This is a genomic window from Nostoc sp. NMS7, from assembly GCF_017115085.1.
Taxonomy (GTDB): domain Bacteria; phylum Cyanobacteriota; class Cyanobacteriia; order Cyanobacteriales; family Nostocaceae; genus Nostoc.
The window spans coordinates 1-21,080 of the sequence record NZ_JABXKJ010000149.1; the positions used below are offsets into that span (position 1 = coordinate 1).

Consider the following 21,080-nt stretch of genomic DNA (forward strand, 5'->3'; position numbering starts at 1 on the left):
ACACAAAGACAGGCAACAAACAAACTATCAAATTGGTTTGTTTGTTGGGTGAGGTCAATTTGATTTAGTTGTTCAGTCACTGAAGCTAGAAATTGGGAGTGTGCTGTGATATCAGTGGGAGATAATCTATTCATATATATATACTTTTTTTAATAATTAGTCTGATCACAACCTACACATTTTGATTTTTTAGGCAAAACCTACGCGGTATTGCAACGTACCCGTTGCTGGGGTAGGAAAATTCCTGGACTGGAGGCGAGGCTCTTAAACAGTCCGGGTAAAGGCTATGCAGGTGCCAGGATCGATAAAATTGTGGCAGCCGCAGGGGTTTCTAAAGCCACTGTCTATCGACGCTTTGCTGATAAAGAGGCATTGTTTACCGTTCTGATTCAACGGATGGCAGCGAGAACAAATCTGTTTCAACAACAAGACTTTCCAGCATTGCAAGAGGAACCGGTTGTATTTTTGAAACGTTATGCCACTAAAATGCTTGACAATATTGCTCAAAACTCGCAAGAGGTAACGCTGTTCAGAATCATCATTGGGGAGTCAGGACGATTTCCAGAACTAGGACGAGTGTTTGTCCAGACGATTGAAAAACCAAATATTGACTTTCTTACGCAATATTTTGCAGCTCATCCTAAACTTCAGCTTGCTGACCCGGAAGTTGCAGCACAAACGTTTATCGGAACGCTGACCCATTTTGTGATTGTGCGATATCTACTGCATGGTGGAGATATTTTACCAATGGAGTGCGATCGCCTCATAGATAGCTTGCTTTCACTGATCTTTAACAAAAACGAAGCTAAGAGCTGATTTTCCCATAATTTGCCACCAAACCTGATGCCAAATCAGTAATTTCAATATCAACTATTCTTACCCAACTTAGTAAGTAACTGGCGAATCACAGATGCATCCTCGGCATCAGGAACTTTTGCTAAATAATTTTGTAAGTCGTCTACAGCTTGGGGGTAGTAACCAAGTTGATAGTAGATCAAACCGCGATCGCGCAATTCTACAGTTAAACCCGGAAATAGTAACAAAATTCGTTCAATCGCTCCTAGCGTTTTTTCTAAATCTTGTTGTTTGATATAAATAAATTTTAAATTTGTCAGCATCCGTGCCAAAAATTGCCGATGACTGACTACGGCTAAAAATTCTGGTTGTAGCGTCACAGGTTGCTGATAAAGTTGAGACAGTCGTTCCTCGCAATCTTGGGCAAATATTATTTCACCACCATTGAAAGCATCCACAAAAATTTCTATATCTGGAATATCCGGGCGAATCAGAAAATGTCCTGGCATCCCCACACCAACCATCGGAAAATCAATCCGTCGGGCGACCTCCAGGTAAACCAGCGCTAAGGTAATGGGAATCCCCAATCGTCGCTCAATTACATCATTGAAAAAGCTGTTGCGCGGGTCGTAATAGTCAATTTTATTACCAGAAAACTTTAAATCTTCGTAGAGATACTGATTAATACTTTGAACTATCCGCAAAGGATATCGGGAAGAAGGCAGGCGTTCTTGAAGCTCCCATGCGATTGTCTGGAGAGCATTGAGGTATTCTTCTGGATCTAGGTTGGGATATTCTTCTTGTGCAATATACAAAGCTGCCTTTGCTAGGTCAATGTGTTCGTCAGACTGCTGAATCTCCTGGTAAAAATATTGTCGTGCTGACGAGAAATTCATAAGGTGTTGCTCGGTGGAAGTGTGAAGATGAAGCGAGAGTGGCTGGGCTAAACTGAAAACAGTTTTTTGTACCTATTTTGATATTACCCTAAGTTTTTAACCACTATGGTTTTCATCGCTAGGTATCATAACAGTGTATTACTACGATGTTCTTAAGTGTAGATTCTGTTTACTTAGACATACTTACACATAATCACGTTGATCAACCTATCTGAAAGCAACAACTTAATTTTACAAAGGTTTAGGCAATCATTTACTTGATATTACGTATGTAAGTCGCCTTATATCTAGGTTTTGGCTGCTATTTAATCTAATTTGGAATGTATTTTTTATGTGAATACACGTAAATACTCTCGACACTAAATAAATTTGTCAGTAACTTAAGTGAATAAGCAAGCGAGGAAAAGACTTTTAATAACCTCCTTAAATAACTAGAAGACAAAAGCTAAGTTCAAAACTTTAGTCATTTTCACTAGTGCTTATATCTGCGATCGCAGCAAAAGGCTAAACCCTTACTGATCATAGGGGGAGTTTATGCCTAATTTTGCTGAAAAATTCGAGTGCAATCACAACTGAGTTTATCAGCATTAATCGACAGTCATTAATTGTCGTTTGGAAGAATACACACCTTTGGGATTTTTGAGGAAACTAGAATCATGAATAAATCAATTGTTTTCAAAAGCTTAAATAAGATTGGTATAGCATTAACAGCCTTGACTGCAATTGGATTTGTTACTACAAATTCTGCTAGCGCAGCAACAGTTACAACCCTCTTAGAGGATGATTTTAATTCAGAAAATAGCGGTGTTGCCAATCAGTCCACTTTAGATTACAATCAGTTTCACAAATTTAAAGTTATAAACGGATCTGTGGACTTGATTGGAAATGGTTTTTTTGATTTCCTTCCTGGTAACGGACTATATGTAGATCTGGATGGAACAACGTCTCCATCTCTAGCTGGTACACTTGAATCTCAGGAATTTAACTTTCAAGCAGGAGACATAGTTAACCTCAGCTTCCAGCTTGCTGGGAACCACCGAAATAACGATACTGAGTCTGTCATCGTATCTCTGGGTAGTTTGTTTAACGGAACATTTTCACTAGGCCAAAATGAACCGTTTACAACCTTTACCCAAAGTTTTACCGTTGCTTCTGCAACAAATGCCACATTAAAATTCCAGGAGACTGGCGCGGATAATATTGGATTGCTGCTTGACAATGTTACGTTGACTAAATCAGTTCCTGAACCTGGTTCAATTATGGGTCTTCTGGCTTTCGGTGCTTTCGGTGCTACTTCACTTTGCAAGCGCAAACAACAGCAATCTGTAACTAACGCCTAAATTATTCACCCAGATTTAAGTCTATCCATAGTCTATAATTGCCGTGTCTTGCAGCGAACACGGCAATTTTTTATTTTGATAATCATTTGGGGACACTATACCGCAACTTTGTAGCGGTATGGTGTCCCCATTCCAAGTCTGGTTACTGAGTATTGAGTATAAATTCTTAAAAATTTTGTAGCAGGTCTTAATTAGCCACTAAATTCTCTCAATCCCCAATCCCGAATACAAATTTCTGCTGCCTATTGGAGAATATAGCCTAATCCTACTTGAGGACAACGATCTTAAGGATCAATTTATGGCGTAGAGTGGGGGCGTTCAGTGCTAATCTGAAAGGTGACATTGCTTAAATTTATGTCTTCTCAGACCTGATCTAAAATCTAGCTTCAATCATTAGGCGCAGCATGGTCACAACCGCAGAAAAAACAAACATTGGTTACATTACCCAAATCATTGGCCCAGTTGTAGACGTTAAATTTCCCGGCGGGAAATTGCCAAAAATCTACAACGCTTTGAAAATCACTGGCACCAACGAAGCTGGACAGGAAATCAACCTGACTGTTGAAGTACAGCAACTGCTGGGCGACAACCAGGTGCGGACTGTTGCGATGAGTTCCACCGAAGGCTTAATGCGCGGTCTGGAAGTCAGCGATACAGGCGCTTCCATCAGCGTACCAGTTGGGAAAGCCACTTTGGGTCGGATTTTGAACGTCCTTGGCGAACCTGTGGACAACAGGGGACCTGTAAATGCTGAGGCAACTTTACCCATCCACCGCTCTGCTCCCAAATTTACTGACCTGGAAACCAAACCTTCGGTGTTTGAGACTGGGATTAAAGTTGTTGACCTCCTCACTCCCTATCGACGCGGCGGCAAGATTGGTCTGTTCGGCGGTGCTGGTGTTGGTAAGACCGTGATCATGATGGAGTTGATCAACAATATCGCTACCCAGCACGGTGGAGTATCGGTTTTTGCTGGCGTGGGTGAGCGCACCCGTGAAGGTAATGACCTCTACAACGAAATGATTGAATCTGGGGTGATCAATAATGATAACCTCAACGAGTCAAAAATTACTCTGGTCTACGGTCAAATGAACGAGCCACCCGGAGCAAGAATGCGGGTTGGTCTTTCGGGATTGACAGTAGCAGAGTACTTCCGGGATGTGAACAAGCAGGATGTGCTGCTGTTTATTGACAACATTTTCCGGTTTGTCCAAGCAGGTTCGGAAGTGTCGGCGTTACTGGGTCGGATGCCTTCAGCAGTAGGATATCAGCCCACATTGGGAACCGACGTGGGTGAACTGCAAGAGCGGATTACCTCGACTACAGAGGGTTCGATTACCTCCATTCAGGCAGTGTACGTACCTGCGGATGACTTCACCGACCCCGCACCTGCTACCACCTTCGCCCACTTGGACGGAACAACAGTACTGTCTCGCGGTTTGGCAGCTAAGGGAATTTATCCCGCAGTTGACCCCCTTGGTTCGACTTCGACGATGCTCCAGGCCAATATTGTTGGTGATGAACACTACAATACTGCCCGGGCGGTGCAATCAACTCTGCAACGTTATAAAGAACTCCAAGACATTATCGCCATTCTCGGTCTAGATGAATTGTCTGAAGAAGACCGTCTAATCGTAGCGCGGGCCCGGAAAGTTGAGCGTTTCTTGTCGCAGCCGTTCTTTGTGGCAGAAGTATTCACCGGTTCTCCTGGGAAGTATGTGAAGCTGGAAGATACGATCAAAGGGTTCCAAAAAATTCTGTCTGGTGAGTTGGATGCTCTGCCAGAACAGGCTTTCTACTTGGTTGGCGATATTAACGAAGCGATCGCTAAAGCGGAAAAAATCAAAGGTTAGTCATTAGTCAAGAGTCATTGGTCATTAGTCATTAGTTCAAGTGCTAATGGTTAATGGCTAATGGCAAGGGACAACTGACAAAGGACATAGACGCCCTTTGGGCGGCTTCCCGTAGGGTAGGACAAAGGACAAAAGACAAATGACATTAACCGTTCGTGTAATTTCCCCAGATAAAACAGTCTGGGATGCCCCAGCTGAAGAAGTCGTTTTACCTAGCACTACTGGTCAACTAGGTATCCTAAGTGGACACGCACCACTTTTAACCGCCCTGGATATTGGTGTCATGCGAGTCCGTGCGGCTAAAAATCAGAATTGGCAAGCGATCGCTCTTTCGGGTGGCTTTGCCGAAGTTGAAGACAATGAAGTGACAATTCTGGTTAACGGCGCTGAACGTGGCGACAAAATTAACCTCGAAGAAGCGCGTGCTGCTTACAATCAAGCACAAGCGCGTCTGAATCAAGTCACAGCAGGCGATCGCCAAGCCCAAATCCAGGCAAACCAAGCCTTCAAACGCGCCCGCACTCGGTTTCAAGCGGCTGGCGGTTTGGTTTAATTTTCTTTCTATTTCAAGTTTGTAGGTTGGGTAATGTCCAACCTACAAAATATTTATTAATTTTAAAAAAATTACGCCAAGTTTAAGAAATTGAGGCAAGCCCTGGTGAAGTGTTATGTTAACTAATTAGTTGCCCTAATGGGCAGAAGTTATGAAAAGCCTTTCATCTTTGCTTGGTACACGTAAACAAAATAAGGTAGCTCGTTTTGCAGCATCTATCGTAGCAACATTAGCGATCGCTGCGCCAACGTCTTCTCTACGAGACGCTACGCGAATGGCGATCGCTGGTAGTATTCATTCTGCCAATGCTATTGCCGTAAACATAACTACTGCAAAAAAAATTACTTCTGCGACTATCCAGCTAAATCAGACCAAACCAAATATTACCCAGTTACAAATTAGCCGGACTCAATATCAAGCTGCTGGAATTGATGGTTTTGTACTGATTCCCATCGTCGTTGTTGGCGGTTTGGTCATATTTGTCCCCCTATTCTTTGGCGGACTAGTGGTGATTGGCGAGCGGGAAGTCGGCATTGTGGTGAGGAAGTTTACCCTTTCTGGGCGTGGACTCCCCCCCGGAAGTTTGATTGCCCTCAACGGAGAGGCTGGCTTGCAGGCAGATACTTTAGCTCCTGGTTGGCACTGGGGCTATTGGCCTTGGCAGTATTCTGTAAAGAAAGAGTCGGTAATTGTCATTCCTCAAGGGGAAATCGCTTTAATTGTGGCGGCAGATGGAGCATCCAACCCACCAGAGCGGATTTTGGGGAAAATTGTGAGTTGTGACAACTTCCAAGATGCTCGGAAATTCCTCACCCAAGGTGGGGAAAAAGGGCGGCAAATGGGTTTTCTCACGGCTGGTACGTACCGGATGAATACTGCCCTGTTTAAAGTGATTACAGCCGCCAATGCCACCGCTCATGACATGAGTCCACAACAGTTGCACATTCATGAAATAGCAGCAGAGAAGGTTGGTATTGTTACTACTTTGGATGGTTCATCGATTGCAGCAGGTGAAATCGCTGGACGCATCATTACTGGGCATGATAATTTCCAGAATGGTCAAAAATTTATTGATGCTGGGGGACAACGGGGTTTACAAGAACAGGTATTATTATCGGGTTCGTGGAATCTGAACCCTTGGTTGGTAAATATTGAACAAGTACCGATGACTGAAATCCCTATCGGTTATGTGGGTGTGGTGATTTCTTTCGTGGGCAAAGAACACGAAGATGTGAGCGGAGCAGCTTTCACCCACGGGAATTTGGTAAACCAAGGACATAAAGGCGTTTGGGTTGAGCCGTTGTATCCTGGAAAACACCCGCTCAATACTAAGGTGATGAAAATTGAGCTAGTACCGACAACAAATATTGTTTTAAACTTCACTGAAAGAATCACTGGAAAACACGGTTATGATACAAATTTGCAGGCGCTGAAACTGCTATCATTTGATGGTTTCACCTTTGATTTAGAGATATTCCAAATTATCCACATTGGTGCTTCAGATGCACCGAAAGTGATTTCCCGCTTAGGTTCGATGCAAAACGTCATCGATCAGGTTTTGCGTCCAATTGTGGGGAATTATTTTCGCAACTCGGCTCAAGAGTATACTATCTTAGATTTCTTGACTGCGCGAAGCGAGCGCCAAGTTGAAGCCTCCGAATACGTTAAATCTGCCTTGCGTGCTTATGATGTGCAAGCGGTGGATTCGTTGATTGGTTTGATTACGCCACCAGAAGAATTAATGCACACGCTGACAGACCGGAAAATTGCTGAGGAAAAACGCAAAACTTACGAAGTTCAGCAGATGGCGCAAACCCAACGGCAACAACTTGTCCGGGAAACAGCACTGGCTGATATCCAAGAAGAAATGGTGCAATCAGAGCAGAGTGTGCAGATTGCCGATTTGAAAGCCCAAGCCCAAATTAAGCAGGCGAACGGTGAAGCTGAGGGTACAAAACTCCGGGCAATTGCTGAGGCTGAAGGTATTCGGGCCACAGGTAACGCCAAAGCTGAAACTTACCAGGCTGGTGTGGAAGCCTTGGGTTCACATGGTTATACAGCTATGCAGCTAATGCAGATTATCGGCGATCGCAATGTCCGTCTGATTCCAGATGTCTTAGTTAGCGGTAACGGCACCAATAACGGCTTAGTCGATGGGCTACTATCGCTGATTTTATGGAATCAAACTGGTAAGGGTGAATTGACACCAACGCCTTTGCATGCACAACCAGTAGTTACCAAAGCACAACCTACTTCAGAAAACGGTCTTCCACCTATAATTGTGAATTTTCCAGTGGATAAGTAATAAGCCCAAAGAAACCTCAAGAAAGGTTCTGCTATGCAAAACCTGTCCCTCTCCTTGGTAAGGAGAGGGATGTCTGTCAGGACAGGGTAAGGTTTTTGTTATATTGCTGGCAACTGGAATCGTGTTAGCGGTTTTTTAATAATTTAATAATGTTATTTTTCAATAAACTAATCCAATCAATGCATGAGTAAAGAAGAGGAGCAATTACTAAGGCTGGTAGGAAAGAAGCTACTCTAATGTGAGTTATTTCCAACAGATTAATTCCTAGTCCTACAACCATTAGCCCTCCCACACCCGTTAATAATAATAAGCGGGGATCATTTTCTGTATTAGGAAAAATTTGAACCATAAATCCAGCTATTATAGAAATAAACCCTTGATAAAAAAGAATAACAAAAGCTGAAAAACCCACCCCTATACCTAAGCTACTACTAAGAGCTATCGCTGCTAAACCATCCATTGTAGCTTTGAGTAATAGTAAACTATTATTTCCAGTTAAACCATTGTTGAGACTGCCAATTACAGCTAGTGGCCCTATACAGAATAATAAACTTCCAGCAACAAAACCCTCTGTAAAATTTCCATTTCCTTGAAAATATAGTTTCAACAAGTCTCCGATAAAATGAAGTTTCCCTTCAATTTGTAGCCAATCTCCTAAAACACCTCCTAATACAATAGCGAGTAAGCCTAACACTACTCCATCAATCCGGCCATTTTGAACTTGAGCAAGATTATTAGTCATTCGTGACCCAATGAAAAGAGTCATTAATGCTACGCCTTGTGTTATGGTAATCTGCATTTGTAAGGAAAAACTATTCTTTAGAAGAATACCAACACTTGTACCGAAAACAACACTGATAGCATTTATCCAAATACCATTTGTCTTAGACCAGAAGTTGAGTGTCATAATTTTATAGATGTAATCAGAATGTATATTGTGGATGCCCTGTGAGCAAAGAAATTTTATTTTTACAAGAACGTTATCGTTTACTCAAACAGATTGGTAAAGCGGGATTCTATAAAACCTTCCTCGCTGTAGATGAGGGTCAGTTTCCGCCAGTTCCTTGCGTCGTTCAAGAATTATCACCCGAATCCGAAACATTTAAAACTTTTCAGCAAAAGGCGCAACAGCTAGAAGAATTAGGAAAGCACCCCCAAATTCCGGCTTTGTTGGCTTATTTTCAGCAGAACGGGCATTTTTATTTAGTGCAGGAGTTTATTGCAGGTACTAATTTAGCTCAGGTGGTTGAAGAGGAGGGCGCTTTTAAGGAAGCTCAGATTTGGCAACTTTTAGAAGATGTGTTGCCAGTTTTTCAGTTTATTAGCGATCGGAACATCATCCACCGCGATATTAAACCCCAGAATATCATTCGTAGATTCCCAATTACCAAGAAGGGGGATTTAGTCATAGTCGATTTTACCACTACGAAAATCGTTACAGAAATTGATCGGCTAACATCGGAAACCAGTATCGGCAGTCCAGAATACGCCGCACCAGAACAAGCGAGGGGAAAAGCGGTTTTTGCTAGTGATTTATATAGCTTAGGTGTAACTTGTATTTACTTACTTACCCAGATTCCGCCCTTTGATTTATTTGATATTGCAAATGATTGTTGGGTTTGGCAACAATATCTTACTACAAAGGTAAGCGATCACTTGGCGCAAATCCTCGACAAGCTGCTGCAAAATGCTGTTAATCGCCGCTTTCAATCAGCTAATGAAGTTATGCAAGCAATGGGTATGGAATATAAAACTCAAAATCTCAAAATCCAAAATTCTCCTTGGCAATGCTTCCATACTTTAACTGGGCATTCTGGGACATTAAGTAGTGTGAACGCCCTTGCCATCAGTCCTGACAGTAATACTTTAGCCAGTGCTAGTGATGATAAAATCGTCAAATTGTGGGATTTAAATACCCAAAAAGTTTTAACTAGCTTATTAGGACATTCCCATGCTGTAAAATCAGTTACCTTCAGTCCTGATGGTCAAATTCTGGCAACTGCTAGCGACGATAAAACGATCAAATTGTGGCAGGTTGAGACATTAGAGGAAATCTCCACCCTATTGGGACACTCACACGCTGTCAAATCAGTTGCTTTCAGTCCAGATGGGCAGATTCTCGCTAGTGGTAGCTGGGATAAAACAATCAAACTGTGGGATGTAAATAGTGGCAAACAAATTTGCAGCATAACTGGACACCAATTACAAGTAAATGCAGTGGCATTTAGTCCCCAAGGACAGCTTTTAGCCAGCGCTAGTTATGACAGAACAATTCGCTTGTGGCAGATATCTGCATTAGAAGATTTCCAGAGAGAATTTCAAAACCGTCCATGCTATAGCTTGTTAGGCACCCTTTCGGGTCATGCATGGGCGGTTTTGACAGTCGCTTTTAGTCCTGATGGTCAAATTTTGGCGACGGGTAGTGATGATAACACTATTAAATTGTGGGAGGTAAACACTGGTCAGCTAATTTGCACACTTGTAGGCCATTCTTGGTCAGTGGTGGCTGTGGCTTTTACTGCCGATGGCGAAACGCTCCTAAGTGCAAGTTGCGACAAAACAGTTAAACTTTGGAGGGTAAGCACAGCAGAAGAGATTGTTACTCTCTCTGGTCATGTAGACTCAGTATCTGCTGTTGCTGTGAGCAAAGTTAGACAATTAATTGCAAGTGGCAGCCGGGACAAGACTATCAAACTGTGGCAGCTTGTAGAACAGCGCGTAGGCATAGCCCGTCGTAGACATCGCTAATCTTGTAGTATCAAGCGCTACCTGTGAAGGCAACTTCTGGAAATTTTAACTGAGCTTCTGCCATTGGACGGTTTCTGCCTTCCTCTTGCCAGTAGTTAATCACTTCTGTCGCTTTATTAAGCAACTCGATACGATCCAGGTCAGCAATCCAATGTTTGGATTCTAGTTCCTTTTTTAACTCTTCCCAGGCATCATTTCGGGGCCAGAAAAAGTACTTCGTTAAAGGACTTGTGCCTTTGCCGACAATTTGATCGACTGCTAGAGCAACGTTTTCGTCTAACCACAGAATTTTCAAAATAAACTTGGTCAATCACACCTCCGGGAATTTCCAGGCATTACTTAACTAGGATAGCGATCGTTTATTTTAACGCAATACTCTATCAAATGACCAAACATTGGTTGAGAATGGTCTAGCATAAGGTTTAGTCGGCGCTAACTAAGATGCTTATGACTGCCCAACTGCCCCAATCTCAAACGACATCTGGTTCTTCTTTGTATGAGCAAGACTTTTACCTGTGGATTCAAACCACCGCAGAACTGCTCAAACAAGGTCGGCTCACAGAACTGGATTTAGAGAATTTGATTGATGAAATTGAAACAATGGGCAGAAGTGAAAAGAAAGCACTCAGAAGCAATTTGGAAGTGGTGCTAATGCATCTATTGAAGTATAAATATCAAGCCGAGAAGCGTGGTAGTTGACGAGCCACAATTCGGGAGCATCGCAAACGCCTCAGACAAGCTTTAGAAGAAAGTCCTAGCCTCAAACCCTATTTTGATCAGGTTTTCGGGCTGTGTTATGACGAGGCTAGACTCTTAGCTGCCGATGAAACTGAATTGGATGTGGCTATCTTCCCCGAACAATCTCCTTTTACGCCAGAGCAAGCCCTCAAACCCAATTTTTTACCTGAGTTATATAGCGGCTGCCATAATGCTTAGAATGCTTAGGACAACTCTGCTATGGATAGCTGTGACAGCCGCTCTCTTAGGGTTTGCGAATGTCCTAAGCTGTCTGTCTACTGCTATAACTCTGGCATTGCGCTTTGATTGGGATATCATTTTTAGCTAACCCTATTACCAGACTCACTCTTAAGTTTCAGGACTTACCTACACCCGTCTTACCGAGATGCCTATTTTTGGCTCATAATTAAACGTTTGTAAAATAAAAGATTTGATTTTTTCTGCTTGTCCTGGCAGTAGTTGGTTAAGGTGATTGAATGTAAATTGATTTTTTATGGCTTGTGAGAAATCCGGGTTTTGTTCAACTGACTGTAATAACTGTTCCCACACTCTCATTCGCCAATCTATCCACCGCACATACAGCATAAGTTCCCGCTTGTTGGACAGTTGCGAAGGTTGTACCAGCAGACAAAATTCGCGCAATTGTCCAAGTATCGCCACTTTGCCGATAAAGTGTCCAAGAACGAACTGGCTGATTATCTCCAGGCTGCCAACTCAGTTTGCGGTTATTAACTTGTAGTCCAATGGGTGGAGGGGGCGGTGTTGTATCTTGCCAAGGTAAAGTTGGCGGTAGGGCAGGTTTGTTATAAAGCAGACTTTGGAATTTATCAGCAATGCCCTGACTATTTTGCGTCAAAACACCGAGATTAAAGAAGATATTCCCTAGTGACAACTGTCCAGCTTGGCTACGACTAATTTTCACCTGCTTTTCAATCTCATCAGTGTCCCGACTCTTGTTGCTTGGTTCTGTGAGATTATTCCCAGCATAAATGTGTCTTTGCTTTGTATTTACCTGTGTCCACCACTTTAGCAACACCGAATAACTTTGTTGGGTTTGATCTGTGCGCCAGTAAAGTTGAGGAGCAATATAATCAATCCAGCCTTGTTCTAACCATTTCTTCGAGTCAGCATACAGCACGTTGTAAGCATCCAACCCAGTAATACCAGCCGGTTGTCCGGGGCGATAAATCCCAAAGGGACTAATACCAAATTTAACGTCGGGTTTGGTTGCTTTAATTCCCTGCCAAAGGCGCTGTACCATTTTGTTAACATTGTCCCGTCGCCAGTCGCCAAGGCTGAGTGTACCACCGGTTGCTTTATATGCAGCGTAGGTTTTCTCATCGGGAAAAGACTGTCCCTCGATGGGATATGGATAGAAATAATCATCTAAGTGAATGCCATCAACATTGTAGCGCTTCACTACGTCGATAATTACGTTGTAAGCTCTGTCCTGAACTATTTTCAGTCCTGGGTCCATCCAGCGTTGAGTTTTCCATAAATAAACGCTTTCGGGATTGGTAGCTGCTATGTGGGGACGGACAGTTTTGGCTGGGTCGGTGGAAGTGCTGGCGCGGTAGGGGTTGAACCAAGCATGGAGTTCAATATTGCGCTTGTGACATTCTGCGATCGCAAACGCTAAAGGATCATAAAATGGTTCTGGTGCTTTACCCTGAGTTCCGGTAATCCAAGCACTCCAAGGCTCTAATTGGGATTCATACAAAGCATCTCCCTCCGGTCGCACCTGGAAGATTAGGGCATTGAAGTTTAGCGCTTGTAATTTAGTAATAATCTCGGTGAGTTCAGCTTTTTGTTGGTCTACAGAAAGTCCCACTTTGGAAGGCCAATCACCATTCCACACTGATACTACCCACGCCCCCCGGAATTCCCGGTTATGACTTACCCTTACACTACCGACAGGTGTGGGTGTTGGCGTTGGTATTGGTATTGGCGTTGGTATCGGTGTTGGTGTCGGTATTGGCGGCTGTACTAGGTAACTAGAGGCAATTTTTTCTGCCTGACCTAAATACACCAAAGTTTGATAAATAATCACTGCCACATCTGCGCGGGTGGCTGCGAGATTGGGATTAAGTAATTTCACATTTGGGAAACTAACCACCAATCCAGCACTGGTGGCAATAGCTATGTGATTTCTACTATATCCAGGAATCTGAACAGAATCTTGATAAATTTGTGGGAGTGCTGAGAGGAGATTAGGTTTTACCTTGGTGGCAATTTCTAAGCCTGCTACCAAGGAAACTAAGACTTCCGCTTTAGTAATTCGGTTAGCGGAACGGAAGGTATTATCAGGAAATCCGCTAATAAATGCTTTTTCGTAAGCTGCTTGAATAGCACCTGCTGCCCAATAATTAGTGGGTACATCAACAAAGGGGACATACTGCCGCTTCTGGGAAATTGTGGGAAATGCCTTGGCAATGATGGCGGCAAACTCAGCACGAGTGAGTGAGTTATCGGGGCGATAGGTGCTGTTAGGCAACCCACTGACAATACCACGTTGGGCTAAGGCTGTAATAAATAAGCGTGCCCAATGGTTTTGAATATCCGAGAAGCGAGTAGCAAGAGATACCATTGTTGATTGCAGCTAGCTGGCCGTAAACTTTCACTCTTGAAGTTTGGGCATGGGGCATGGGGCATTGGTAATTGCTTTTTCCTATTCCCTATTCCCCACCTCCCACTCCCTTCTACTAATTGGCTTTTGCAGTTTGGTCAGCAGGATTCAAGATAGAACGCGCATTCAATGATAGCATTACGCGTGAAACGCCGGTGAAAATAATACTGACACCAAGTAGTGTCCCCAGCAACCAGGGCGCATTGAAGGGCCACTGGAACCAAATCATTGCGCCTAAGACTAGCGTAATAATGCCATTACTTAGTATCCATGTCCAGTTTGCTTGTGGGCGTAATTGGAATGCCAGAATTAACTCAAATGTGCCTTCAGTCAGCAAAAAGGTGCCAAGCAACAGAGTTAGTGTGAGAACACCCGTATAAGGGTAAACAAACAGCATTATACCCGTTGCAATATAGAGTCCGCTCAATAGAAGTTTCCAAATAAAACCGCCTTGGTGACGGGTTTGAGTGGCATAAACTAGCTTTGTAAATCCGGCAAAAATCAAAATTGCTGCAATCCAAGTTTCGGTGAATAGAGTAGTGAAATTAGGCGCTGCGATCGCAATCAGCCCCAAAATACTCAGGAGAACACCAGTTATCAGTGACCCATTAACATTTTTGTTAATATCTTTAGAAACATCCGTTGTCATACAAATCTTTTCCCTATTCTTAGACTCAACTCTACATTTAGATTAGAGAATTTCTAGTTAAGAGGGTATGAACCCTAAGATAGACTCATCAGTATTAACTTAATCTCACCTGAGAGTAAGAATATAGGACTTACGCAAAAGTACACGCGGTAGGGGCAATACCCTGCGGTCAGCTAAAGCTACATGAATTGCCCCTAAGAAGAAAATAAGGGTTTCAGCTATTGGTTGCGTAAGTCCTGGAATACTCTAGTACAGAACGGCGTAAATAAGCCAAGCATTAGATAGCCAAAACTTTACCTTTGTATGTCCACTTCAAAGGTTTAGCCATTGTTTGATTAAAGTAGTCGATAAATTCGAGAATTCGAGTTTTGAGATCATCCTGACTTTTGAAGCTGGCTCTTCTTAATAACTTACGAACTAAAATACTGAACCAAATTTCAATTTGGTTGAGCCAAGAAGAATGTTTTGGGGTGTAATGGAAAACGATTTTATGTGTTGGATCTTTCAAAAAAGCAGTACGAGATTTCATGGATTTGAGTATGCCACTTTTTCCTTTAATACCCAAGTCAATATTCAAACCTTCTTTTTCCGTAACTGTTCCCTTGTTTTCAGGCGAAACTGCTTTGACTCTACTTTCTTAGTTTCTCACAATAATGGTTGGTTTATTTCCGTCGTGCTGTACTAGGTAAGCGATGTCTACGACGGGCTGCGCCTACGCAGGTGCAATCCAAATTTGTCCCGACAAGCTAGATTGACGCAAAAACGATACTATGCTGATGGGTACTCCCACTCAAAAAAGAAACTGTCCCAAACGTGTAGGAACTGTCATAGGTAGTTTGCGTCCCAGAATAAAACCTAGCAGGACTAATCCTCCCAGCTTGACGTATAGTTCTAAAAGGTTTGTCAAGATTGCGCCTAAAAACCACAGATGTAAAATGCTAGCTGTTAGGTCTACTTTTGTCCAGTGCAAAATCTCTTATGGCTATCCCACAAAAACAGGAGTTTACCCTTGAATAAGGCTGGGTTTTCTGGAAAACCGCAAAACTCATCGAATGACCTCGGTGATGATATTCCAGTGGCTGTACGCGATACCCCTGATGCAACACCTAAAATATGGTCGCAACCCCGAATTGTGCTGATTGGGGGACTAACAGGATTTGTCCTGCTGGCTTTAATTAGCGGTTTTTTGTTTTTCGTTACTGCACCTAAAAAAATCGCCGATTCTCAACCCTCAGTCACTAGTTCTACACCGACACCGACACCGACTACAGAATCTGGCAATTCTGTCAATACTGTGTTAGGGCATTTTCCATACCCAGAAGCGCCTGAGTCAGAACTAGTAACCATCTCTGCAAATAGGGACATTAGAATGCGAAAAGCTGCTGCCCAAAAGTTTCAGGAGATGGTAACAGCAGCGCGGAGTGCAGGTGTAATTTTAGTACCAATTTCTGGCTTTCGCTCAATCAAAGACCAAGAGCAGTTATTTTTTGCTGTCGGTGCCCAACGAAATCAGACGCCAGCACAACGAGCTGCCCTTAGCGCTCCTCCTGGTCATAGTGAACATCACACAGGTTATGCTGTGGATATTGGAGACGGAGCAGTAGCAGCAACTAATCTCCAACCCAACTTTGACAATACCAAGGCTTATCGGTGGCTGCAAGCAAATGCAGCGCGTTTCAGCTTTGAAATGTCATTTCCTAAAGATAATCTTCAAGGTGTGAGTTATGAGCCTTGGCACTGGCGTTTTGTCGGCGATCGCAATAGTTTGGAAATGTTCTACAAAGCCAGAAATTTGAAACCCGCTAAGATACCTTAATAAAAGTTAATCTAGGGATTACTATCTTTTGATAAAGGAGTTGCTTGACGCTGTCACCTGAATAGTTCTGAGAGTTAGCAGAGTCAAGAGTAATTGGTTTTACTCCCTCTCCCCTAATGGAGGCTGAAGCACTAGTTTGGTAAGAACTGGACAGTAGTATTCAGCAATTTTTTTAGCGATCGCATCTGGTCGGGAAATTTTATCTAGATTGCAAAGTAAAATCACGGTAATTTTGTCATCAATAAAGCGGGTAATGTTACTTGCGAATCCTAATATCGAACCATTATGACCAACTACTCGGCGATCGCCATAATTAAATACCCACCAACCTAAACCTGCAACATATCTCAACTTTTCCCAATCATCACCCTGATTTGGAGGATGAGGAGTCCACATTTCATCAAGGGTTGATTGCTTTAGCAGAGTTGCATCACAAAGCCCCTGTTCCCACTTCACCATATCTTCTACACTGGAGAGTTGACCTCCAGCAGAATAGGTGACTGATGGACTGTAATAAGGTTTGTTAACGAGTTTGCTGTTTGGCAAGCGATAGCCAGCAGCCCGGTGTGGCACAATGTCACTGGGATTATTCATCACGGTTGCATTCATTCCCAAAGGAGCAAAAATGCGATCGCGCAACAAATCTCCATAAGATTGTCCAGTTACCTTTTCTAGGATCAAACCCAGTAGATAGTAGCCTGTGTTGTCATAGCCGCTAAACTCACCCGGTTGAAACTTCAGGGGTAGGTGAGTAACTAGAGCCAAAATTTCAGATTTAGATAAATCAAGATGGGTAATTTCCCAGTAGTTTGGGGCATCGGTATAACTAGGAATTCCAGACTGATGAGACAGAATATGCTCGATTGTGACATTTTGCCATGTTAGGGGTAGATAATCGAGATAGTCTGCGATCGCATCTTCTAGCGAAATTATCCCTTGTTCCACCAGCATCATTATGGCTGTAGCGGTGAAAGTTTTACCCATAGACGCAATTTCATAAACTGTATGTTCGGTAGCTAAAACAGAGTGTTCAACATTCGCCAATCCATAACCCTTAACTAAAACAGGTTCACCTTCCTGCACCACTGCAACAGAAAGTCCCGGAATTTGGTTTTTAGTTATTATGGCTCGAATATAGTCGTCAATCACGATTCACCTCATTTTTGTTTGGCGATGGCGAGACAAAATAATTCCAAATTCAAAATGTATTTTTAACCAATTCTGTGGGTTTAAGTTGCTTGAGCTTCTAACAAGCAGCAAGTTTTGTGGCTCTTGTCTTTCTCCCCGTTACAAAAGATAGAAACTGGGTTTTGAGCTTTATTTTCAACATTATGGCTAAAATCATCTCTTTGAAATGAAAGTCTTGTTTAGCAAAAATTATTGTTTTTTATCTGGAGAGAGTGATGAAAGAGCGCTAATTACGAATTACGAATTATTTTAATTCTTCCTTCTCCTAGTCTCCAGTCACATGTCCTGAATTTTGAGTTTTAGCTTCTGATGGCTCCGGCTGAAGTTTTTTATACTTACCTGGATACTTATGTTGAAAATAAGCTTCCAGGACTTGTAAAACCATTGGCCCACAAATAGTACCGCCATGCTCGCCAGTATTTTCCCCAAAGGCCACAACCGCAATTTCCGGCTGATTACTGGGGGCATAAGCACCAAACCAAGTATGATTTGGGCGACCACCACCAGCTTCAGCAGTGCCACTCTTTCCAGACGCTGGGGGAATTGTCGGCACGTTCAAGCTCTTACCTGTACCCTCACTCACCACCTTCCGCAGTCCCTCACGGAGAACTTTGATAGTTTCCGGCTTCATATTTAACGACGATCGCCAACTTTTTGCTTCTTCGTTGTCTTTGAGCAAATGCGGCTGAACTCGATACCCACCATTAGCGGGGACAGAAAACATAATCACCGATTGCAAGGGTGTCACTTGCAAAGCGCCTTGACCAATTGACATATTAATGGTATCACCTACACTCCAAGGCGTTTTCAAAACTCTCTGCTTCCATGTTTCATCTGGAACCAAGCCTTTTGATTCTTCGTTGGTAAATTCAATGCCAGTTTTTTGACCAAACCCGTATTTGCGACTCCATTCGATTAAAGTTGGGCCACCGACTTTTCTACCAACTTGATAGAAGAAAGTATCACTACTCATAGCGATCGCTCTGGGAAATCCTAATGGCCCGAATCCGGCGTGGTTCCACTCACCAAAAGTCACTCCCCCAACAGTCAGGGAACCAAAGGTCTGTAATACTGAGTCAGGAGAGAATTTACCTGATTCTAGTCCAGCTGTTGTAGTAACGATTTTGAAAGTACTGGCGGGTGGAAAGGCACTCAGCGCCCGATTGATCAAGGGATGCTCTTTACCTTGCACGCTTTGCCAATCTTTTTGGGAGAGTTTTTGTTTGGAGAAGATATTTGGGTCAAAAGTGGGGTAAGATACCATTGCTAAAACAGCACCATTCTTTGGATCAATTGCCGCGATCGCACCTCGTTGATTTCCCAAAGCTTTTTCGGCTGCCTTCTGCACATCTAAATCTATCGTCAGGTGCAAATCGTTACCAGCTTTTGCCTGTTTCTCTCCCAAAACTCGGATTGGTCTACCCGCACCATCTACTTCCACTTGCTGACCGCCCCATTCGCCCCGCAGAACTTTCTCATAAGCCTTTTCCACCCCCATCTGACCAATTACATCTCCGAGCCGGTAGCCTTGCTGCTTCTTGTCCTTTAATTGGTCGGCGGTTAATTCCCGTGTATAACCTAGTACGTGTGCTAATTGCTCACCGTGGGGATAATAACGCACAGCATCTGTATTAATTTCCACTTCCGGCAATTCATTTTTATACTCTTTTAATGCCGTGATTTGTGCTTCATTTAGATCACGAGCGACCCGGATAAGTGAAGAAGAATTAGTACCCGCTTGTTCTAATTTCTTTTCCATCTCATCTTGGGAAACGTTGAGAATTTGCGTTAGACGCGGGCCGACTACAGACCAGGAAGGTTTAGTATGTGCCATCGGCCATAAGTATACAGAGCTAGCATAGCGAGTACTGGCTAAAAGTTTGCCATTTCGGTCAAAAATACTGCCCCGTTCCGGTTGTTTGAGAATCATCCGAATTCGGTTCGCTTCCGCTCTTTGGCGGAGTTTTGGCCCTTCAACAATTTGCAAATATGCCAAACGTGCCTCAATACCAACGGTCATTAATAGAGTAAATACGATTAAAAATATTGATTGGAAACCACGTCCAACTGTACGTGTATCTTTTTTACTGCCAAGTGATGGGAACATAAACAATTCAAAATGAATAAACGCAATCCTAGCCAGCTTTTTAGCAATTGCTAATATGTAATTTTAATGCATATTAACTTAACTAAAGAATGGATAAATATAAGTAAAAATACATACTTTTGTACTCACTAAGAGGGATGAAGAAATTGGGCGAGTATATTCTTAAACAATTGTTTTTGGCGGATACAATAAACCAAAGTGTCAAATCTAGTCTGCCCCATAGACTAGATCAATTGACAAATTAACGTAAGATCAGGGCATTCTACTGAGGATTATGGCTCAAATTGTCATGCAGAATCAGAGGGGGATAACAACTTTTCAGCCACTTGATGTTGAACTGCGTAACGTCTTCAAGTTTTTTAACCAAGAACCAGCAGTACATGGAATCGATTTGGATGTCAGACAAGGAGAATTCTTTAGTATTTTAGGCCCCTCCGGTTGTGGGAAAACAACAATACTGCGCTTAATTGCTGGGTTTGAAATCGCTGACGCTGGTAAGGTGTTGATTCAGGGTCAGTCTATGACTAATGTGCCGCCTTACCGCCGACCGGTCAATACTGTATTTCAAAGTTACGCTCTATTTAACCATCTGAATGTCTGGGATAACATCGCCTTCGGACTGAGGTTAAAAAAAATACCCAAATCTGAAATTGAAAGTAGAGTCCAAGAAGCTTTAAAACTCGTGAAAATGGAAAGTTTGCGATCGCGCTTTCCCAATCAACTTTCTGGTGGTCAACAGCAACGTGTCGCCTTAGCAAGGGCTTTAGTCAACCGTCCCACTGTCGTACTATTGGATGAACCTTTAGGGGCGTTAGATTTAAAACTGCGTAAGGAAATGCAGGTTGAGTTATCAAATTTACACAAAGGCTTGGGAGTGACCTTTGTGATGGTGACACATGACCAAGAAGAAGCATTGTGTTTGAGCGATCGCATTGCGGTGATGAACCAAGGCAAAATTGAACAAGTTGGCACTCCCAGCCAAATTTACGAACATCCCTCTACAGCTTTTGTTGCTGATTTTATTGGCGATACTAATTTATTTAGTGGTGAAATCGTCGGGGTAGACTCTTCTAATGTGCAAATTTTGACAAAAACCGGACTCTCAATTGTCATTAGTCGTGCTGAAGATACACCAGCTGAAATATCACAAGCGGTAGTAGTGAGTGTGCGCCCAGAAAAAATACAGCTTTCGCTTTATCCACCTAATTTGCCAGCTAACTGCTTTGAAGGACGGCTTGTGAATGTTATGTATTTGGGCACACACGTTAATTATGTTGTGGAATTAACAAATGGTATTAGCATAAATGTGTTGCAACCTAATACTTTTGGCGGTTTACCAGACCGCGATACACCGATCTACGCTTGGTGGGCAGAAAATGATTGTTTAGCTATTAGTCAATAGTTATAATAATGGTTCTTCAGTACTTGCTATGCTTAACTAATAGTTGATATACCAATTTAACAAG

Annotated in this window: 16 protein-coding genes and 2 pseudogenes; 9 read left to right on the top strand and 9 right to left on the bottom strand. The window is 42.8% G+C overall.

The window, feature by feature from the left end:
• The first annotated feature begins 210 nt into the window (after positions 1 to 210).
• Positions 211 to 816, top strand: a complete 606-nt coding sequence (locus HWQ38_RS15570) for a TetR/AcrR family transcriptional regulator (RefSeq protein ID WP_292794972.1) — start codon at positions 211 to 213, stop codon at positions 814 to 816.
• A 50-nt stretch (positions 817 to 866) separates the two neighbouring features.
• Here the strand turns inward: HWQ38_RS15570 and HWQ38_RS15575 are convergent, their stop codons facing one another.
• Complete coding sequence (locus tag HWQ38_RS15575; protein ID WP_292794973.1) at positions 867 to 1,691, bottom strand: SirB1 family protein; 825 nt, start codon at positions 1,689 to 1,691, stop codon at positions 867 to 869.
• Positions 1,692 to 2,347: 656 nt separating this feature from the next.
• On the opposite strand from HWQ38_RS15575, the gene HWQ38_RS15580 reads away from it, so the two are divergent.
• The 4 genes from HWQ38_RS15580 (at position 2,348) to HWQ38_RS15595 (ending at position 7,742) form a co-directional block, all read left to right on the top strand.
• A complete protein-coding gene (locus HWQ38_RS15580; protein WP_292794975.1) occupies positions 2,348 to 3,031 on the top strand; it encodes a PEP-CTERM sorting domain-containing protein in 684 nt (227 codons plus the stop codon).
• A 404-nt stretch (positions 3,032 to 3,435) separates the two neighbouring features.
• Complete coding sequence (gene atpD / locus HWQ38_RS15585; RefSeq protein WP_292794976.1) at positions 3,436 to 4,884, top strand: F0F1 ATP synthase subunit beta; 1,449 nt, start codon at positions 3,436 to 3,438, stop codon at positions 4,882 to 4,884.
• A gap of 139 nt (positions 4,885 to 5,023) precedes the next feature.
• A complete protein-coding gene (atpC, locus tag HWQ38_RS15590) occupies positions 5,024 to 5,437 on the top strand; it encodes an ATP synthase F1 subunit epsilon (RefSeq protein WP_292794977.1) in 414 nt (137 codons plus the stop codon).
• A gap of 151 nt (positions 5,438 to 5,588) precedes the next feature.
• Positions 5,589 to 7,742 carry a flotillin family protein gene (locus HWQ38_RS15595; RefSeq protein WP_292794978.1) on the top strand — a complete coding sequence of 718 codons (2,154 nt, stop codon included), beginning with the start codon at positions 5,589 to 5,591 and terminating at the stop codon, positions 7,740 to 7,742.
• Between the two features lie 124 nt (positions 7,743 to 7,866).
• Here HWQ38_RS15595 and HWQ38_RS15600 read toward each other — a convergent pair whose 3' ends face one another.
• Positions 7,867 to 8,649: a DUF554 domain-containing protein gene (locus HWQ38_RS15600; RefSeq protein ID WP_292794980.1), complete on the bottom strand. Its 783-nt coding sequence runs from the start codon at positions 8,647 to 8,649 to the stop codon at positions 7,867 to 7,869.
• A 41-nt stretch (positions 8,650 to 8,690) separates the two neighbouring features.
• On the opposite strand from HWQ38_RS15600, the gene HWQ38_RS15605 reads away from it, so the two are divergent.
• Positions 8,691 to 10,490, top strand: a complete 1,800-nt coding sequence (locus tag HWQ38_RS15605; RefSeq protein ID WP_292794982.1) for a serine/threonine-protein kinase — start codon at positions 8,691 to 8,693, stop codon at positions 10,488 to 10,490.
• Positions 10,491 to 10,500: 10 nt separating this feature from the next.
• Here the strand turns inward: HWQ38_RS15605 and HWQ38_RS15610 are convergent, their stop codons facing one another.
• Positions 10,501 to 10,800 carry a 30S ribosomal protein PSRP-3 gene (locus HWQ38_RS15610; RefSeq protein WP_292794983.1) on the bottom strand — a complete coding sequence of 100 codons (300 nt, stop codon included), beginning with the start codon at positions 10,798 to 10,800 and terminating at the stop codon, positions 10,501 to 10,503.
• 137 nt (positions 10,801 to 10,937) lie between these two features.
• Between HWQ38_RS15610 and HWQ38_RS15615 the strand changes: the two are divergent.
• A pseudogene (locus tag HWQ38_RS15615) lies at positions 10,938 to 11,426 on the top strand (DUF29 domain-containing protein).
• Positions 11,427 to 11,748: 322 nt separating this feature from the next.
• On the opposite strand, the gene HWQ38_RS15620 reads toward HWQ38_RS15615, so the two are convergent.
• The 4 genes and pseudogenes from HWQ38_RS15620 to HWQ38_RS15635 form a co-directional block, all read right to left on the bottom strand.
• A complete protein-coding gene (locus HWQ38_RS15620; RefSeq protein ID WP_292794984.1) occupies positions 11,749 to 13,815 on the bottom strand; it encodes a family 10 glycosylhydrolase in 2,067 nt (688 codons plus the stop codon).
• Positions 13,816 to 13,930: 115 nt separating this feature from the next.
• Positions 13,931 to 14,503 (bottom strand): HdeD family acid-resistance protein, encoded by a 573-nt coding sequence (locus HWQ38_RS15625; RefSeq protein WP_292794985.1) that lies wholly within the window; start codon positions 14,501 to 14,503, stop codon positions 13,931 to 13,933.
• Between the two features lie 277 nt (positions 14,504 to 14,780).
• Positions 14,781 to 15,080 (bottom strand): transposase, encoded by a 300-nt coding sequence (locus tag HWQ38_RS15630; RefSeq protein ID WP_366933297.1) that lies wholly within the window; start codon positions 15,078 to 15,080, stop codon positions 14,781 to 14,783.
• A 138-nt stretch (positions 15,081 to 15,218) separates the two neighbouring features.
• Positions 15,219 to 15,410 (bottom strand): annotated as a pseudogene (locus HWQ38_RS15635) (AEC family transporter); the annotation flags it as partial.
• A 102-nt stretch (positions 15,411 to 15,512) separates the two neighbouring features.
• Here HWQ38_RS15635 and HWQ38_RS15640 point away from each other — a divergent pair.
• Positions 15,513 to 16,319, top strand: coding sequence for a M15 family metallopeptidase (locus HWQ38_RS15640; protein WP_292794986.1), 807 nt, complete (start codon positions 15,513 to 15,515; stop codon positions 16,317 to 16,319).
• Between the two features lie 99 nt (positions 16,320 to 16,418).
• Here the strand turns inward: HWQ38_RS15640 and HWQ38_RS15645 are convergent, their stop codons facing one another.
• Both HWQ38_RS15645 and mrdA read right to left on the bottom strand, forming a co-directional pair.
• Entirely contained in the window at positions 16,419 to 17,468 is a 1,050-nt protein-coding gene (locus HWQ38_RS15645; protein ID WP_292794987.1) for a serine hydrolase, read from the bottom strand.
• A 304-nt stretch (positions 17,469 to 17,772) separates the two neighbouring features.
• Positions 17,773 to 19,614 carry a penicillin-binding protein 2 gene (gene mrdA / locus HWQ38_RS15650; RefSeq protein ID WP_292794989.1) on the bottom strand — a complete coding sequence of 614 codons (1,842 nt, stop codon included), beginning with the start codon at positions 19,612 to 19,614 and terminating at the stop codon, positions 17,773 to 17,775.
• Between the two features lie 274 nt (positions 19,615 to 19,888).
• Between mrdA and HWQ38_RS15655 the strand changes: the two genes are divergently transcribed.
• Entirely contained in the window at positions 19,889 to 21,016 is a 1,128-nt protein-coding gene (locus HWQ38_RS15655; RefSeq protein ID WP_292794990.1) for an ABC transporter ATP-binding protein, read from the top strand.
• Positions 21,017 to 21,080: the final 64 nt, after the last annotated feature.

Excerpts from the sequence above, each read along its gene's own strand:
- HWQ38_RS15575 (WP_292794973.1), bottom strand. The coding sequence starts at position 1,691 with ATGAATTTCTCGTCAGCACGACAATATTTTTACCAGGAGATTCAGCAG.
- HWQ38_RS15580 (WP_292794975.1), top strand. The coding sequence starts at position 2,348 with ATGAATAAATCAATTGTTTTCAAAAGCTTAAATAAGATTGGTATAGCA.
- atpD (WP_292794976.1), top strand. The coding sequence starts at position 3,436 with ATGGTCACAACCGCAGAAAAAACAAACATTGGTTACATTACCCAAATC.
- atpC (WP_292794977.1), top strand. The coding sequence starts at position 5,024 with ATGACATTAACCGTTCGTGTAATTTCCCCAGATAAAACAGTCTGGGAT.
- HWQ38_RS15595 (WP_292794978.1), top strand. The coding sequence starts at position 5,589 with ATGAAAAGCCTTTCATCTTTGCTTGGTACACGTAAACAAAATAAGGTA.
- HWQ38_RS15600 (WP_292794980.1), bottom strand. The coding sequence starts at position 8,649 with ATGACACTCAACTTCTGGTCTAAGACAAATGGTATTTGGATAAATGCT.
- HWQ38_RS15620 (WP_292794984.1), bottom strand. The coding sequence starts at position 13,815 with ATGGTATCTCTTGCTACTCGCTTCTCGGATATTCAAAACCATTGGGCA.
- HWQ38_RS15625 (WP_292794985.1), bottom strand. The coding sequence starts at position 14,503 with ATGACAACGGATGTTTCTAAAGATATTAACAAAAATGTTAATGGGTCA.
- mrdA (WP_292794989.1), bottom strand. The coding sequence starts at position 19,614 with ATGTTCCCATCACTTGGCAGTAAAAAAGATACACGTACAGTTGGACGT.
- HWQ38_RS15655 (WP_292794990.1), top strand. The coding sequence starts at position 19,889 with ATGGCTCAAATTGTCATGCAGAATCAGAGGGGGATAACAACTTTTCAG.